This is a genomic window from Dongia sp. (assembly GCF_041906375.1).
Taxonomy (GTDB): domain Bacteria; phylum Pseudomonadota; class Alphaproteobacteria; order Dongiales; family Dongiaceae; genus Dongia.
Genome location: NZ_JAYRJJ010000003.1, coordinates 212,693 through 226,762, shown reverse-complemented (window position 1 = coordinate 226,762; position 14,070 = coordinate 212,693). Strand labels below are relative to the sequence as shown.

The following is a 14,070-nucleotide window of genomic DNA, read 5'->3' as shown; positions in this document are numbered from 1 at the left end:
TTTCTTGCGATTGCGACACTCGGCTTCCTCGTTCAGCGTTCGATAGCGCTCGTACTGCCGTCGTTCCTCCGACCCTCACTTGCCGGCAATTCCATCTGCATCTCAACGGCTAAACTCTGCAAGAGAGGCGGCACGGGCAAGGCAATGATTGGCTCGCCCCTCTTCACCTTCGCCAATCCTTCGCGCAAGAGACTGACGAGTTGTTCGGCCGTCTCTCCACCACCACCGATGAGCGGTTTGAACTCATTTGCATCATACGCCAGGGACGCAGCCTGGATGCGACGGTCGGCATCATGCTCAAAGGCGTTTGCTGAATTCTCGGCAAGGACCCACCAATGTCGCGACCGGCCTTTGCCACGACTTTGCCACCGTTCGACGACGGATATCCACTCGATATCCTTCCAGGCAACATACTGAAGCTTGCTAAAGTCTCGACGCGTGAGGCCTTCCTCATCGATTTCCAGATATCGGTACGGGCTGTTCGGCAGCGCCGCCATCACCGCACGCACCAACAGAACAGCTCCGACCGTCAAAAAGATTGCCGAAAAAAAGTCGCCACCACCTGAATGCACACGCTCCCAAGGCAAATGAGGCCGATACATTGCATATAGCGCGGGCACGAGGGAGCTGAAGGTCATCCCGCACCAAGCCAAGACGAAGACGAGCCATATCATGACCCGCGTGCGTCGCGGCACCAAACGCAACGGCAGATTCTTCGCGACGATGCTACGTCGGGTATCGCCTGTCTTCATCTGCTGTAGCGATGTTTGACGCCGACTGGGAAGTAGTCCGGGTGGCCTTGCGGATAGAGTGTGATCAGCGGGCGCTGCAGATCAGAGGGCACGTAGTTGGCGAATTCGCTGTTGAGTTCGCGCAGGGTGCCGAGCACGGTCTCGGCGATAACTTCCGAGATGGCATCCGCTGCCGCGACACCTTGGGCCAGTTCGACGGCAAGGGCGAAGGCCGGCTTGTCACTGAGGCCTTCCTTCACCTCCATCACGAATTTGCCGGTGACGAAGCCGCGCACCGTGGGTTGTTCGAGGGCGAGGCTCACCGTTTCGGGGAAGATGTTGGCGCCGAAATAGGAGATGGTGAAATTGGCCCGGCCGAACACCCAGACGAAAGGCTGGCGGCGATGCTTGAGCACGAAGCTCGCGTCGAAGCCGGCTGCTGCGAGGCGCGCCATCATATCGGCATAGGTCATGATGCCGCCGCGGTCGGCGATGTGATAGCGGATGAGCGGCACGCCATTGTCGCCGCTGAAAGCCAGGGTCCCGTCCACCACTTCGAAATAGCGACCCGCCGGATCGTATTGGCAAAGGGTGGGCAGGCGTGTATCGCCGAAGATCGCCTGCGCGAGGTCCGGCCGCTTGGCGAGGAACCGGCGGATGGCGACGGAGAGCGGCGTTTCCTGTGCCAGCACGCCGGCATCGGCCGTGCCGTAGAGGGAAGCCGCGAAATGGATGATGTCCTCGACGCCCGCGCGCTCGGCCATCAATTCGCGCCAGGTCTCGCTGAAGACCTCGCCGGCCAGCACGAGGCGCGGATGGAAGCGGCCCCAATCCAGCCCCTTGGCGCGGCCCGCATCGATCACTTCCTTCAGGAAGGGCGGATAGCCGAGGAGGATTGTCTGGTCGAAATCCGGGCCGAGCTTTTCGACGATGCGCAGGATCTCGTCCGGCTTGTTGCCGGGTGTCGCGATCATCACGCAGTAGCCCTTCTCGGCCACGGCGCGCAGGCAGAAGGTGGTGAACATGCCGCCGACCCAGGTTCCCATGGCAAAGCAGACGATGGCGAGCGTGCGTTTTTCATGCGCCCGGAACATGTCATGGAGGACCTGCTCGAAACGGACAGCGACCGGATATTCGTCGGCCGCCGCGCGCGGCCAGAAAGTGGGCTCGCCGGTCGAACCGGAGGAGACGGCATAAAAATCGCAGCGGCCGCGATCGCCGCCGAAGACCACCTCGTCCTGGCTGAAGCGGCGGACATAATTCGCCTTGTCGAGCAGCGGCAGGTTCGCAAAATCGGCCGGGCTGCGGATCGCGGCCGGGTCGATCGCCTTCTCCTTGAGTATCTGGCCATAGGCCGGCACCTCGCCCGCGACACGCCGCAGCAACCCAGCGGCTTCCGGAAAGCCGTCGCCGCTTTCGCCCCGGGCCAGCAGATCGTCCAGCGAGGTAGTGAGGAAATGGTCGCGCGCTTGCATGAAAGATGGTCCCTTTAGATCAGGCTGGCGGCGATCCCGACGGCCAGGGCCACGATCACCGTGTTGAGAAAGAAGCTGATGATGCCATGGGCCGTCACCAGATGGCGCATGGCGCGGCTGTCGACGCTGACATCCGAGACCTGGCAGGTCATGGCGATGACGGCCGCGAAATAGACGAAGTCCCAATAGTCGGGTTGCCTTTCACCGGGGAAATCCAGGCCACCGCGTGGCTTTCCAACCGCCTCGCGGTCTTCGTCGTGGAATTCATGGGCGTAGTGGACGGCGAACAGGGTGTGCACGAAAAACCAGGAAAGGACGATGGTGCCCACCCCGACCGCGAGGAAGAGTGCCTTGCTGCCATCCGCTTGTTCCTTGGCAGCGCCCAGCACACCGGCGGCGGCATAAAGGCTGAAGGCGGCGGCAAGTCCGGTGAGAATGACGATCTCGCCGAGGCTGATGTCGAACAGACGGGCGCGGCGCGCGATATGGTCGGCGGTCGAGCGCAGCATCATCACCCAGGTGAGCAGCAGATAGACGACGGCGCCGAAATCCCAGGCCAGCGCCACCAGCAGCGGGCCGGCGATGCCGACGGACCACAGGCCGCCATAGGCAACGCAGGCGGCGACGGCGCCGGCCAGTAGGCGTTGCCGGGCGGCGAAATGCGGACCCAGCGCATCATAGCGCCCGGAACTTCTGCTCGGTTGATCCGCCATCCCTGATTCCGCCCTTGATGCCCACTGCATTGCAGCAACAATAGTCGTGCCGTTTCGCCGGCCGGCACGCAATTTCACGCTATCACGCCGGGGAAGTTGCGACCAAATCGAACTAGTTATTCAGCATACATCCAAGCCCCTGGACAAGCTGGCGGAATCGGAAGATCGTCGCTGGAAACGGGCCGTGCGAAGCCCCATCTTTTGCCTGTGGAGGCCGCTTCCTTGACGAAACTTGCCACCGTCTCGCTCGACGACAAATACGAAATCGACACGGGCCGTGTCTATCTCACCGGCCTCCAGGCCCTGGTGCGGCTGCCCATGATGCAGCGCCGCCGCGACGAGCGCGCCAACCTCAACACCGCCTGCTATGTCACCGGCTATCGCGGCTCGCCCCTGGGTGGCATCGACCTTGCCCTCACCCAGGCCAAGAGCTTCCTCGACCGTCACCACATCCAGTTCCAGCCGGGCGTCAACGAGGACCTGGCGGCCACCGCCATCTGGGGCAGCCAGCAGAGCGACCTGTTCGGCGACAGCAAATATGATGGCGTTTTCGCCATGTGGTACGCCAAAGGCCCCGGCGTCGACCGGAGCGGCGACGTGCTGCGCCATGGCAATCTGGCCGGCTCCGCCAAACATGGCGGCGTGCTGCTGCTGGCCGGCGACGACCACACCTGCAAATCATCGACCACGGCGCATCAGAGCGAATATGCGTTCATGGATGCGGGGATTCCGGTCCTCAACCCATCCGGTGTCCAGGAGATTCTCGATTACGGCCTGCATGGCTGGGCCATGTCGCGCTATTCCGGCTGCTGGGTGGCGATGAAGGTGGTGGCGGACACGGCCGAAAGCTCCGGCTCCGTCTCGCTCGACCCGGAGCGTTTCCACGTCAACATTCCCACCGATTTCGACATGCCGGAGGGTGGCCTCAACATCCGCCTCCCCGCCTCGCCCTTTGCCACCGCCCAGGCGCTCGAGCAGGAGATGCGTCTCCACAAATACAAGCTCTACGCCGCCCTTGCCTATGCCCGCGCCAACAATCTCAACCAGGCGGTGATCGATGGGCCCAAGCGCCGCTTCGGCATCGTCACCTGCGGCAAATCCTATCTCGACGTCCGCCAGGCGCTTGAAGACCTCGGCATCGACGAGGATTATGCGCGTGAGATCGGCCTCTCCCTCTACAAGGTCGGCATGACCTGGCCCCTGGAGCGGAACGGCATCCGCCAGTTCGCCGAAGGGCTCGAGGAAATCCTGGTGGTGGAGGAAAAGCGCGCCCTCATCGAGAACCAGCTCAAGGAACAGCTCTATAACTGGAGCGAGAATGTCCGCCCGCGCGTCATCGGCAAGTTCGACGAGAGCGGCGATTGGATTCTCCCTTCCGCCGACGAGCTCACGCCGGCCCGCATCGCCCGCGTCATCGCGAAAAGGATCGAGCGCTACCTCACCAGCCAGCGCATCAATGAGCGGCTGAAGTTCCTCGACGCCAAGGAAGCGGCACTGAAGGGCTTCAACCCGCCGATCAAGCGCATCGCTTACTTTTGCGCCGGCTGCCCGCATAACAGCTCGACCAAGGTGCCCGAGGGCAGCGTGGCGCTGGCCGGCATCGGCTGCCACTTCATGTCGCAATGGATGGACCGCAACACCTCGACCTTCACCCATATGGGCGGCGAAGGCGGCACCTGGATCGGCCGCGCGCCGTTCTCGAAGACCGAGCATGTGTTCCAGAACATGGGCGACGGCACCTATTACCATTCGGGTCTCCTCGCCATCCGCGCGGCGGTGGCGGCCAAGGTGAACATCACCTTCAAGATCCTGTTCAACGACGCCGTCGCCATGACCGGCGGCCAGCCGATGGACGGGCCGCTCTCCGTCGCCATGGTGGCGCAGCAGGTCGCCGCCGAAGGTGTGGGCCGCGTTGCGATCTTGAGCGACGAGCCGGAGAAATACGGATCGGACAGCCAGTTCCCCGGCGGCACCAGCATCGATCATCGCGACCGGCTCGATGCCGTGCAGCGCGACCTCCGCGTTATCCCCGGCGTCACCGTGCTCATCTTCGACCAGACCTGTGCTGCTGAAAAGCGCCGCCGGCGCAAGCGCAAGCTGATGGTCGACCCGCCCAAGCGCGCCTTCATCAACGAACGTGTCTGCGAGGGCTGCGGCGATTGCGGCAAGGTCTCCAATTGCGTCGCCATCGCCCCGGCCGAGACCGCTTTGGGACGCAAGCGGCAGATCGATCAGTCAAGCTGCAACAAGGATTTCTCCTGCGTCGAGGGATTCTGCCCCAGCTTCGTGACGATCCATGGCGGCGCCTTGCGCAAGCCGCACCCGAAGAAACTGGACGCCGCGGACTTCCCCGAGCCCACGCTGCCCAGTCTCGAGCGCACCTATAACATCGTGGTGACAGGTGTGGGTGGCACCGGCATCGTCACCATCGGTGCCCTCCTTGGCATGGCAGCGCATCTCGAAGGCAAGGGCTGTTCGGTGATGGACATGGCGGGGCTGGCGCAGAAGGGCGGCGCGGTCTTCAGCCATGTGCGCCTCTCGGAGAAGCCCGGCGACATCTTTGCGACACGCATTGCCGCCGGCAATGCCGATTTGCTGCTGGGGTGCGACATCGTCGTCTCCGGCTCTTTCGATGCGCTGGCCAAGCTCGATATCGGCCGCAGCAAGGCCCTGATCAACACGCATGAGATTGCGACCGGCGATTTCACCCGCGATGCGGATTGGAGTTTCCCGGCCGGCGATCTGAAGCAGATTCTGACCAAGGCCGCCGGCGCCGGCGCCATTGAGTTCATCGACGCCACCCGCATCGCCACCGCGCTGATGGGCGATTCCATCGCCACCAATCTTTTCATGCTGGGCTATGCCTACCAGCGCGGCCTCATTCCGGTGAGTGCCGCGGCCATCGACCAGGCGATCAAGCTCAACGCCGTCGCGGTCGAGAGCAACCGGCAGTCATTTGCCTGGGGCCGGCAGGCGGCACTCGATCTCAAAGCCGTGGAACGCGCGGCTGCACCGGCACAGGCGGAAGAAATCGTTCCCGAAACGCTGGCCGACATCGTCGCCCATCGCCGCCGGCACCTCACCGAATACCAGGATGCCGCCCTGGCCACGCGTTACCAGGCGCTGGTCGACCGGGTCGCTGCCGCGGAACAGGCCGTGATGCCGGGCAGCGATGCCCTGGCGAAGGCCGTCGCCTGGAGCTATGCCAAGCTCCTTGCCTACAAAGACGAATACGAGGTAGCGCGGCTCTATACCGACGGCCGCTTCCTGTCGGAGATCCGCGACCGCTTCGACGGCGATTACGAGCTGCACTTCCACCTGGCGCCGCCCTTGATGGCCAAGCGCGATGCGGTAACGGGTCATCTCAAAAAGCAGGAATTCGGGCCACGGATGATGTGGGCCTTCGGCTTGCTCGCCAAATTCAAGAGCCTGCGCGGGACCGCCTTCGACATTTTCGGGCTCAGCGAGGAGCGGCGTGCCGAGCGGCAGATGATCGTCGATTACGAAGAGCTGATCGGGGCGTTGCTGGGCAAGCTCAATGCCGCCAATCATGCGACCGCGGTGGCCCTTGCCGCCCTACCGGAGCAGATCCGGGGCTTCGGCCATGTCAAGGAAGCGGCGATGGCGCGGGTCGGCAGCCAGCGGGCGGCGTTGCTGGCCAAGTTCGAGGCACCGCATCACCATGCCGACGTGGCGTCGCAGCACCAGGCCGCCGAATAGGGCAATCCGGCGCCCAAACCCGGCGCCCAGATCCGGCGCTCAGCGGCGCGGACCCATCTTGCGCCAGCCTTCGGCCCATTGCTTGCGCTGTTCCGGCGTCAATTCGGCCGCGATCTGCGCCAAGCCTTCCTGGGCGTGATGCAGCAGCTTGCCGGCCGATTGCTCAAGGGTCGCCAGCGCGGCATCGAGGGCTGCCGGATCAAAGGGCTCGGCCGCCAGGGCGTCCGCCACATTGAGTCGCAAGGCGCGCATGTTGTCGCGTTCCTGCTTGAATTCGGGGCCGCGCGCCTTGAGCTTTTCGCCGATGACCGAGCGCAGTTCCGGCGGGACCGTCGCCATCACCATGCCGCCCTTGCCCTCAGGTCCGCCCCAGGGCCCGTGCATGCGGCCGGCCACCATGCCGGCGAGCAGGAACAGGTTGAGACAGAGCGAGACGATCGCACCGGCCAGCAGCCATTTCGCCTTGGCGCCAGAGAAAGTCATCAGAATTCCCCCACATCATTGGCGGCATAGAGCGAGGCCACCACATCCAGTTCCAGTTCATCGCTGACCGGCGCATTGCCCCAGCCGAGGGCAAAGCCCATCGCCAGCGACAGGATCGCCGCACTGGCGGCCATGCGCGCCGGCGACAGCAGCGTCATCAGCCAGAAGCCCGACCGCGCGCCGCCGGCATCAAGGCGCTGCGCCAAGGCAGGCGGCGCCGCTTCGATCCTGAGAGCGTTCCCCAGCAGGGCTTCGAACGCGTCATCTTGCATGCGTCTGGTCATCGATCCGTTCCTTCCAATCTGGTGCGGATATCCCGCTTGGCGCGCACCAGCAGTGATTCATAGGCCTTCACCGAAATCTCCATGGTCTCCGCTGCGTCGGCATTGCTGAGACCCAATGTGTAGCAAAGTGCCATGGCTTCGCGTTGCCGCTCCGGCAGCTCGGCCATGGCGGCGCGCACACGTGCCTCCTGCTCCGCCGCCAGCAACACCGCCTCGGCGCCCGGGCTCGGATCGCGCAACGGCAGATCCGGATCGAGCTGCTCGGCGCGCGGCTTCCTGCGGGCGTCGATGCACAGATTCATCGTCACCCGGTAGAGCCAGGTGGAGAATTTCGCCTCGCCCGGCTGCCAGCTTGCGGCCTTCCGCCAGGCCCGGGTGAAAGCTTCCTGCACCGCGTCCTCGGCATCGGCCCGCGAACCGGTGACGCGCAGGGCCAGCGAGAAGACGCGGTTGAGATGCCGCTCGCGCAAGCGCTGGAAGGCGGTTCTGTCGCCGGCGGCAATGCCGCTCAGTAAGCGATCGTCGTCGTCGCCAGCCAGTGCGCCGGTATCGTTCGCTACCTGCCGATCCTGCGCTGGCTTTATCAAGACAACTCCGGCTGCTTCGCCCCTGGTCCGCGGACCAGGGGCGCTGTGAGCTGCGATTATGGCCATGCCATTGCCCATCTTGCCAGTCTCTTACGCTGAGCCATCTCTTACGAAGGGCCTTGCTTGCGTTCAGGGCTGCGCGGTTGCCGGGCAGTCTTCGGCGCCGCGCTTGTGACGCTTGGGCATCTCATCCTTGGCGATCTTGCCGTCCTTGTTGTCGTCAAGGCGCGCGAAGATCTTGTCGCCCTGGGCAGTCCATTCGGCGGCCGAAATCTTGCCGTCCTTGTCAGTGTCGAAGCGCGCCAGATGATTCTTGTCGTCCGGCCCGCCCTTGCCATCATGAGGCTTGCGCATCTTGGCAAGTTCGTCGGCCGTCACGGCGCCATCGGCATTGGCGTCGACATCGGCAAAGGTCATGCGACCCTTGGTCGGCCATTCGGTCGCGGTGAGCTTGCCGTCCTTGTCGGCATCGAAGCGCTGCAGGAACTTGGCGCCCATGTCACCATTCTGCATACCCATCTTGGCGCGTTGGGCCTCGAAAAAGGCCTGCATTTCCTCAGCGGTCACAAAGCCGTCCGCATTGGCGTCCGCCGTCTTGAAATGGCTGGCGCGCTGGGTGTCGAATTCGGCCCGGTCGATCGTCCCGTCCTTGTTGGTGTCCGCATCGGTCCAGGGGCCAAAATCCGCCAAAGCCGGGACGGCAGCGCTCAGCATCAGGCCGACAACGCCGCCCAACAGCATGAGACGATTGGAATTTTTCATTACCGAGACTCCGTCATGGAAGGCTGCCTCGCAGCCTCTTCATAACGTTACACGGCGGTCGGTGGGGAACCCTGCGCGAGCGGCCGGGTTGGAGCTTGGGCGTTACATTTCGCCGGAGCTCAAGACTCCGTCGCCATCGGCGTCGAGGCCGGAAAACAGCTCGTTGCCGCTTTCCATATATTCATCAAGGCTGATGCCGCCATTGCCGTCGATGTCGCTGCCCTCGAACAGCGGCGAGCCGCCATGGGCCATCGCCTGGCGCATCTCGTCCGGGGACAAGGCCAGATCACCATTGGCATCCGCCTGGTTGAAGAAGCTCATGCGGGCGGAATCGAAATCGATCGCCGACATGCCCTGTTCGGCGCCGATGACGCCCGGCATGAACATGTCGTCGTCCTGCGCGGCGGCGATACCAGCACCGGCGATGACACCAGCGAGAATGAGGGCCGCGAGACGCATCGGGGACTTAAGCATTCAGGCCCTGCCGGCCCATATCGAGGAACTTCTGGCGCCGTTCGGCGCGGACATCCTCGCCCGGCTGGTTGTCGAACCTGGCCAAAGCGGCCTCCAGCGTATCACCAAGCCGCGCCGCCGTTTCACCGCGCGCCCGATGCGCGCCGCCCAGGGGTTCGGCCACGATCTCGTCAATGACGCCGAGCTGCTTCAGATCCTCGGCGGTGAGCTTCAGGGCTTCGGCCGCATCCTTCGCCTGCTCGGCGCTGCGCCACAGGATGGAGGCGCAGCCTTCCGGCGAGATGACCGAATAGACCGAATGTTCCAGCATGACGATGTGGTTGGCGGCAGCCAGTGCGATGGCACCGCCGGAACCGCCTTCGCCGATGATGGCCGAGACCAGCGGCACCTTGATCTTGAGGCAGGTTTCGATCGAGCGCGCGATCGCCTCCGCCTGGCCGCGCGCTTCCGCTTCGACCCCTGGATAGGCACCCGGCGTATCGACCAGCGTCACCACCGGCAGGCCGAAACGTTCGGCCAGTTCCATCAGGCGAATGGCCTTGCGATAGCCTTCGGGCTTGGCCATGCCGAAATTGTGGCGGACACGGCTTTGCGTATCGTTGCCCTTCTCGTGACCCATGATCACCACCGGGCGGCCACGGAAGCGACCGAGGCCGCCTTGGATGGCACGATCATCGGCAAAGGCACGGTCGCCCGCCAAGGGCACGAAATCGGTCACCAGCGCCGCGACATAGTCGCGGAAATGGGGCCGTTCCGGATGGCGCGCGACCAGCGTCTTCTGCCAAGGCGTCAGCTTTGCGTAGGTCTGGCGCAGGAGCTTTTCGGTCTTGCCCTGCAGCTTGGCGACTTCTTCGGCGATGTTGATGTCACCGCCGGTGGCCACATGCTTCAGTTCGGCAATCTTGCCGTCCAGTTCAGCAATCGGCTTCTCGAATTCGAGGTAGGTCGCCATTCTCGCAAAACTCTCCTTGGGCCGGTCGCGTTACTTGGCGCCGGAAATCTGTCGCGCCTTGGCAAGTAGCACCTCGGCTTGGCGGATTGAAGCCAAATCGATCAGGCGGCCATCCAGCGACACGGCGCCCTTGCCCTCTTTCTGGGCCTGAGCCATCGCTTCCATGATGCGTTCGGCCTTCTTCACCTCGGCCTCGGCCGGGCTGAAAAGCTCGTTGGCAAGGGCCACCTGAGACGGGTGGATCGCCCATTTTCCTTCGCAGCCCAGCACGTTGGCGCGGGCGCCGGCAGCCTTGTAGCCGTCGGCATCGCCGAAATCGCCGAACGGTCCGTCAACCGGACGCAGACCATTGGCGCGGGCCGCCACCACCATGCGGGCAACGGCATAGTGCCACATGTCGCCCCAATGCACGTCGCGGTTCCCAGCCGCATCCTTGTCGGTGAGGATCGAATAGGCCGGGTTGGCGCCGCCGATATTGGTGGTCTTGGCCTTGGTCGAGGCGGCGTAATCGGCCACACCAAAATGCAGGCTTTCATTGCGCTTCGAGGCGGCCGAGATCGCGTGCACGTTCTGCATGCCCAGCGCCGTTTCGATGATCATCTCGAAGCCGATGCGCTTCTTGCGCCCGATAGCTGCTTCGCATTGCGTCACCAGCATGTCGACAGCATAGACGTCTTCGGGTGTGCCGACCTTGGGGATCATGATGAGGTCGAGGCGCTCGCCGCCCTGCTCGATCACGTCGATGACGTCCCGGTACATGTAATGGGTATCGAGGCCGTTGATACGCACCGACAACTGCTTGGTGCCCCAATCGATGTCGTGGAGGGCCTGGATGATGTTCTTGCGGGCCTGGGCCTTGTCGTCGGGCGCCACCGCGTCCTCGAGGTCGAGGAAGATCACGTCGGCAGCGGATTTCGCCGCCTTTTCAAAGAGCTGCGGCTGCGAGCCGGGAACGGCGAGTTCGCTGCGGTTGAGGCGCGCGGGTGCCTGGTCGACGATCTTGAAGCTCATCTTTCACTTCCTGCCCAGATGGTTGCGACTGTTATTGGCCCGGGGTCCGGGCTGCTGTCAATCCTCGCCTTTGCGCTGCACAATGCCTGTGCCCGGAGCGGCATGGTTTGGCCAATTTACTTGTCCGGGACTGTTTAACGCTTTCGCGATGTGGATTTGCCCGCCTTGGCCAGGGGATGGTGCGCTTCCACCAAGGATTTCAGCCGTTCCTGCTGAACATGGGTGTAGATCTGCGTGGTCGCGATGTCGGCATGCCCCAGCATCTTCTGCAGGCTGCGCAGATCGGCACCGTGGTCGAGGAGATGTGTCGCAAAAGCGTGGCGCAGCACATGGGGCGAAATCCGCGCCGGATCGATTCCCGCCTTGAGGCCGATCTCCTTCAGCATCTGCCCGAAACGCTGGCGCGTCAGGTGCCCCTCCTTGCCCCGCGATGGAAACAAGAAGGACGAGGCTTGGCCCTCTCGCAGGAAGCGTGGCCGGTGTTCGAGATAGGCCGCGAGGGCTGCCTTGGCCGGCGGGTTGAGCGGCACCAGGCGTTCCTTGCCGCCCTTGCCCTTCACCGTCAGGAATGGCTGGTCGCGCAGCATCACGGCGACCGGCATGCGCACCAATTCGCTGACGCGCAGCCCCGTGGCATAGAGCAGTTCGATCATGGCGAGCAGACGCGCACCTTCCGCGCCATCAAGGCCGCGGCACACCTCGATGAGCGCCGACATCTCTTCTTCCGACAGCAGTTTGGGCAATGGCCGGCCGAGTTTCGGTGCATCCAGCGCTGCCGTCGGATCGTCCTGGCGCCGGCCATCCTCGACCAGGAAGCGATAGAACTGCCGCAGCGCGGAGAGGCGGCGCGCTTGCGTGCGCGGCGAAAGATCATTGTCGGCCAGGCGGCCGAGATAGGCGCGCAGATCGTCGGCACTGGCCTGTGCCAGAGACCCGCGGCGTGCCGTCAGGAATCCAGCAACGTCTTCCAGGTCGCGGCGATAGGCCGCCAAGGTGTTGGCTGCTGCATTGCGCTCCGCCGCCAGCATTTCGAAGAAAGCGCCGAAGGCCGGCTCGGCAGTCACAGCCCGGCTAGGACGGCGATTTCGCGGGCAATGCGGCGCGCATCCGCCTCCAACCCCAGATCGATCATGCTGCGCAGCGCGCTGCCCAGGGTCGCCGGATCAGCGGCAATCGCCTTGTCGCCACCGATCGCGATGAGGGAAAGCAGGATCGTCTCGCCCTTCCGCTTGCCCGAGGCAGCCGCCACGACTTCAGCAGCTGCCGAACCGGGGGCGATGATGGGGGCTGCCTGGAAGGAACCGGCGATGGTCGATGCCACCGGCTGATTGAGACCCGACAGCAGCGTGTAGAGCAGTTCGACCCGCGGATTGGCCGTGCCACTGGCCGTGGCCCAGGCCGCGACCGGATCGCCGCTGCCGGGGAGACCGGCGACACGCCCCAGGAGATCGAGGCCTTCCTTTTCGCCGGGCCGACTGAAAACACCGAGATTCGCCGCGACCGTGTTCAGCCAGTAACCGCCTTTGTCGGCTTGACCGGTTACAAACATGAGGCGGGCAGATTCCGGCGCGAACCAGGAGAGTTCCCGCGACGGCGCGATGTCGCGCGCCAGCGGCGCATAGAGCTGGGCCTGGTTCACATAATCGCCACGCTGGCGCGCCTTTTTGAGGGCCGCGTCGATGATGCGCGCCTTCAGCGCCGGCACCGCGCCGCGATAGGCGGCCTGATAAAGCTGCGCCCGCAACTCGACGCTGTCGCCCATACCGATGGCCGTCGCCGGATCGGCGATGCCAGCCGGCAATTGCAGATAGAGATCGCCCAACTCCTGCGCCGGGATCAGGCCATAGCGAAAGGCTGTTTCCGCCGCACCGAGACGTTCCGGCAGCGGCCGGCCGGCGTCGCGCGCGATCATGACGGCGCCGCCGACACCCACCGGCACCACCGGCGCCGCGCCGATCGCGGCTGGCGCCTTCATGCCGACCGTTTTCATCAGCGCGACGTTGAGCGGATCCGGCACGGCGACATTCTTCGGCACGCGCTTGGTCTCGCCATTGGCGAGGGCCGCAAGGGCGATGAAATCCTTGGTCGCCGGGTCGGGATCGTTGCGCTCGCGCAGCAGATCGAGACCCAGCGAGGCCGGGTCGTTCTGATCGCGCATGATCTGGCAGAAGATGATGGCCCGGCGGAAGAAGAGGTCCGGCGCCTGGGTGCGGCCCATGATGCCGTCGACCTGCTGGCAGGCGCCGCTGGTATCATTGGCCAGCAGCGCTTTTTCGACCGCCTCCTGGGGATCCATTGGTCCCGGCATCGGCGTGCCTTGCGTGAGACCGACGGCGGCGTCGTTGAAACCCATCTGGTGGAGCTTGTCGGCCCGGACCGGCATCAAGGGATCGACCGGCCCAGCCGCCCCGGCGCTGGGGGCGTTGGTCAGTAGCAGGCGCCGCTGCAGGTCGCTGAGGGCCGGCACGCTGACCGGGGCGGGCAATTTCGGTATGAGGCCCATCAACCGCGAGACTTCGGAACTCTGCCACAGATCCGCGCCGAGATCGCCGGCGGCGGCATTGGGTGCCGGGGCAGCGGCAGGCGTTGCGACCGGTGCCGGCAAGGGCGTTGCCGCGGGGGCTTGGCCGGGCAAGGTCTGCACTGGCGGCGGGGCGGGCTGGGCTGGCGGCAAGGGGGCTGCCTCGATGCCGCCACCAGCCGGCGGCTGGTTCGTCCCGGGGGCCGGAAGGGGCACGCCAAGCGGCGTCGGGTCACCGGATAGAGCCCAGGCCGGCGAAAGCGGGCTGATCAGGGCCAGCGGCGCCGCAGCGGTCGCCAGGGCCATCGCCAGGGCACGCGCGGCCTTGCCGCTTTGCCCGGCTGTCCGGGTCATTGG

13 protein-coding genes are annotated in these 14,070 nt (G+C 64.6%); 1 reads left to right on the top strand and 12 read right to left on the bottom strand.

The features are described from left to right. Positions 1–32: 32 nt before the first annotated feature. The 3 genes from ACE3OA_RS12535 to ACE3OA_RS12525 are packed head-to-tail and all read right to left on the bottom strand — an operon-like array spanning position 33 to position 2,919. Positions 33–752 (bottom strand): hypothetical protein, encoded by a 720-nt coding sequence (locus tag ACE3OA_RS12535; RefSeq protein WP_374311121.1) that lies wholly within the window; start codon positions 750–752, stop codon positions 33–35. Further along, positions 749–2,206, bottom strand: a complete 1,458-nt coding sequence (locus ACE3OA_RS12530; RefSeq protein WP_374311120.1) for a phenylacetate--CoA ligase family protein — start codon at positions 2,204–2,206, stop codon at positions 749–751. The genes ACE3OA_RS12535 and ACE3OA_RS12530 overlap by 4 nt, the downstream gene beginning before the upstream one ends. Before the next feature lie 14 nt (positions 2,207–2,220). Beyond that, entirely contained in the window at positions 2,221–2,919 is a 699-nt protein-coding gene (locus ACE3OA_RS12525; protein ID WP_374311119.1) for a DUF1345 domain-containing protein, read from the bottom strand. 207 nt (positions 2,920–3,126) lie between these two features. Here ACE3OA_RS12525 and ACE3OA_RS12520 point away from each other — a divergent pair, with 207 nt between their 5' ends. Then, a complete protein-coding gene (locus ACE3OA_RS12520; RefSeq protein WP_374311644.1) occupies positions 3,127–6,639 on the top strand; it encodes an indolepyruvate ferredoxin oxidoreductase family protein in 3,513 nt (1,170 codons plus the stop codon). A 39-nt stretch (positions 6,640–6,678) separates the two neighbouring features. Here the strand turns inward: ACE3OA_RS12520 and ACE3OA_RS12515 are convergent, their stop codons facing one another. From ACE3OA_RS12515 to ACE3OA_RS12475, 9 genes are all read right to left on the bottom strand, one after another. Beyond that, positions 6,679–7,122 carry a periplasmic heavy metal sensor gene (locus ACE3OA_RS12515; protein ID WP_374311118.1) on the bottom strand — a complete coding sequence of 148 codons (444 nt, stop codon included), beginning with the start codon at positions 7,120–7,122 and terminating at the stop codon, positions 6,679–6,681. Then, positions 7,122–7,406 (bottom strand): hypothetical protein, encoded by a 285-nt coding sequence (locus ACE3OA_RS12510; protein WP_374311117.1) that lies wholly within the window; start codon positions 7,404–7,406, stop codon positions 7,122–7,124. The genes ACE3OA_RS12515 and ACE3OA_RS12510 overlap by 1 nt, the downstream gene beginning before the upstream one ends. Continuing rightward, complete coding sequence (locus ACE3OA_RS12505) at positions 7,403–7,993, bottom strand: RNA polymerase sigma factor (protein ID WP_374311116.1); 591 nt, start codon at positions 7,991–7,993, stop codon at positions 7,403–7,405. Before ACE3OA_RS12505 ends, ACE3OA_RS12510 begins: the two co-directional genes overlap by 4 nt. 129 nt (positions 7,994–8,122) lie before the next feature. Continuing rightward, the gene (locus ACE3OA_RS12500) at positions 8,123–8,755 is read right to left on the bottom strand and encodes a hypothetical protein (protein WP_374311115.1); all 633 of its coding nucleotides are present in this window, start codon (positions 8,753–8,755) and stop codon (positions 8,123–8,125) included. 102 nt (positions 8,756–8,857) lie between these two features. Continuing rightward, positions 8,858–9,229, bottom strand: coding sequence for a hypothetical protein (locus ACE3OA_RS12495; protein ID WP_374311114.1), 372 nt, complete (start codon positions 9,227–9,229; stop codon positions 8,858–8,860). Continuing rightward, complete coding sequence (locus tag ACE3OA_RS12490; protein WP_374311113.1) at positions 9,222–10,181, bottom strand: acetyl-CoA carboxylase carboxyltransferase subunit alpha; 960 nt, start codon at positions 10,179–10,181, stop codon at positions 9,222–9,224. The genes ACE3OA_RS12495 and ACE3OA_RS12490 overlap by 8 nt, the downstream gene beginning before the upstream one ends. Positions 10,182–10,211: 30 nt before the next feature. Further along, positions 10,212–11,192 (bottom strand): CoA ester lyase, encoded by a 981-nt coding sequence (locus ACE3OA_RS12485; RefSeq protein WP_374311112.1) that lies wholly within the window; start codon positions 11,190–11,192, stop codon positions 10,212–10,214. Positions 11,193–11,326: 134 nt separating this feature from the next. Continuing rightward, positions 11,327–12,256, bottom strand: coding sequence for a site-specific tyrosine recombinase XerD (gene xerD, locus ACE3OA_RS12480; RefSeq protein ID WP_374311111.1), 930 nt, complete (start codon positions 12,254–12,256; stop codon positions 11,327–11,329). Continuing rightward, positions 12,253–14,067 carry a hypothetical protein gene (locus ACE3OA_RS12475; RefSeq protein ID WP_374311110.1) on the bottom strand — a complete coding sequence of 605 codons (1,815 nt, stop codon included), beginning with the start codon at positions 14,065–14,067 and terminating at the stop codon, positions 12,253–12,255. Before ACE3OA_RS12475 ends, xerD begins: the two co-directional genes overlap by 4 nt. Positions 14,068–14,070 lie beyond the last annotated feature (3 nt).

What these genes read in the sequence shown, in the direction of transcription:
- ACE3OA_RS12525 (WP_374311119.1), bottom strand. Translation starts at nt 2,919, where the DNA reads ATGGCGGATCAACCGAGCAGAAGTTCCGGGCGCTATGATGCGCTGGGT.
- ACE3OA_RS12485 (WP_374311112.1), bottom strand. Translation starts at nt 11,192, where the DNA reads ATGAGCTTCAAGATCGTCGACCAGGCACCCGCGCGCCTCAACCGCAGC.
- ACE3OA_RS12475 (WP_374311110.1), bottom strand. Translation starts at nt 14,067, where the DNA reads ATGACCCGGACAGCCGGGCAAAGCGGCAAGGCCGCGCGTGCCCTGGCG.
- ACE3OA_RS12535 (WP_374311121.1), bottom strand. Translation starts at nt 752, where the DNA reads ATGAAGACAGGCGATACCCGACGTAGCATCGTCGCGAAGAATCTGCCG.
- ACE3OA_RS12530 (WP_374311120.1), bottom strand. Translation starts at nt 2,206, where the DNA reads ATGCAAGCGCGCGACCATTTCCTCACTACCTCGCTGGACGATCTGCTG.
- ACE3OA_RS12490 (WP_374311113.1), bottom strand. Translation starts at nt 10,181, where the DNA reads ATGGCGACCTACCTCGAATTCGAGAAGCCGATTGCTGAACTGGACGGC.
- ACE3OA_RS12495 (WP_374311114.1), bottom strand. Translation starts at nt 9,229, where the DNA reads ATGCTTAAGTCCCCGATGCGTCTCGCGGCCCTCATTCTCGCTGGTGTC.
- ACE3OA_RS12500 (WP_374311115.1), bottom strand. Translation starts at nt 8,755, where the DNA reads ATGAAAAATTCCAATCGTCTCATGCTGTTGGGCGGCGTTGTCGGCCTG.
- ACE3OA_RS12515 (WP_374311118.1), bottom strand. Translation starts at nt 7,122, where the DNA reads ATGACTTTCTCTGGCGCCAAGGCGAAATGGCTGCTGGCCGGTGCGATC.
- ACE3OA_RS12510 (WP_374311117.1), bottom strand. Translation starts at nt 7,406, where the DNA reads ATGACCAGACGCATGCAAGATGACGCGTTCGAAGCCCTGCTGGGGAAC.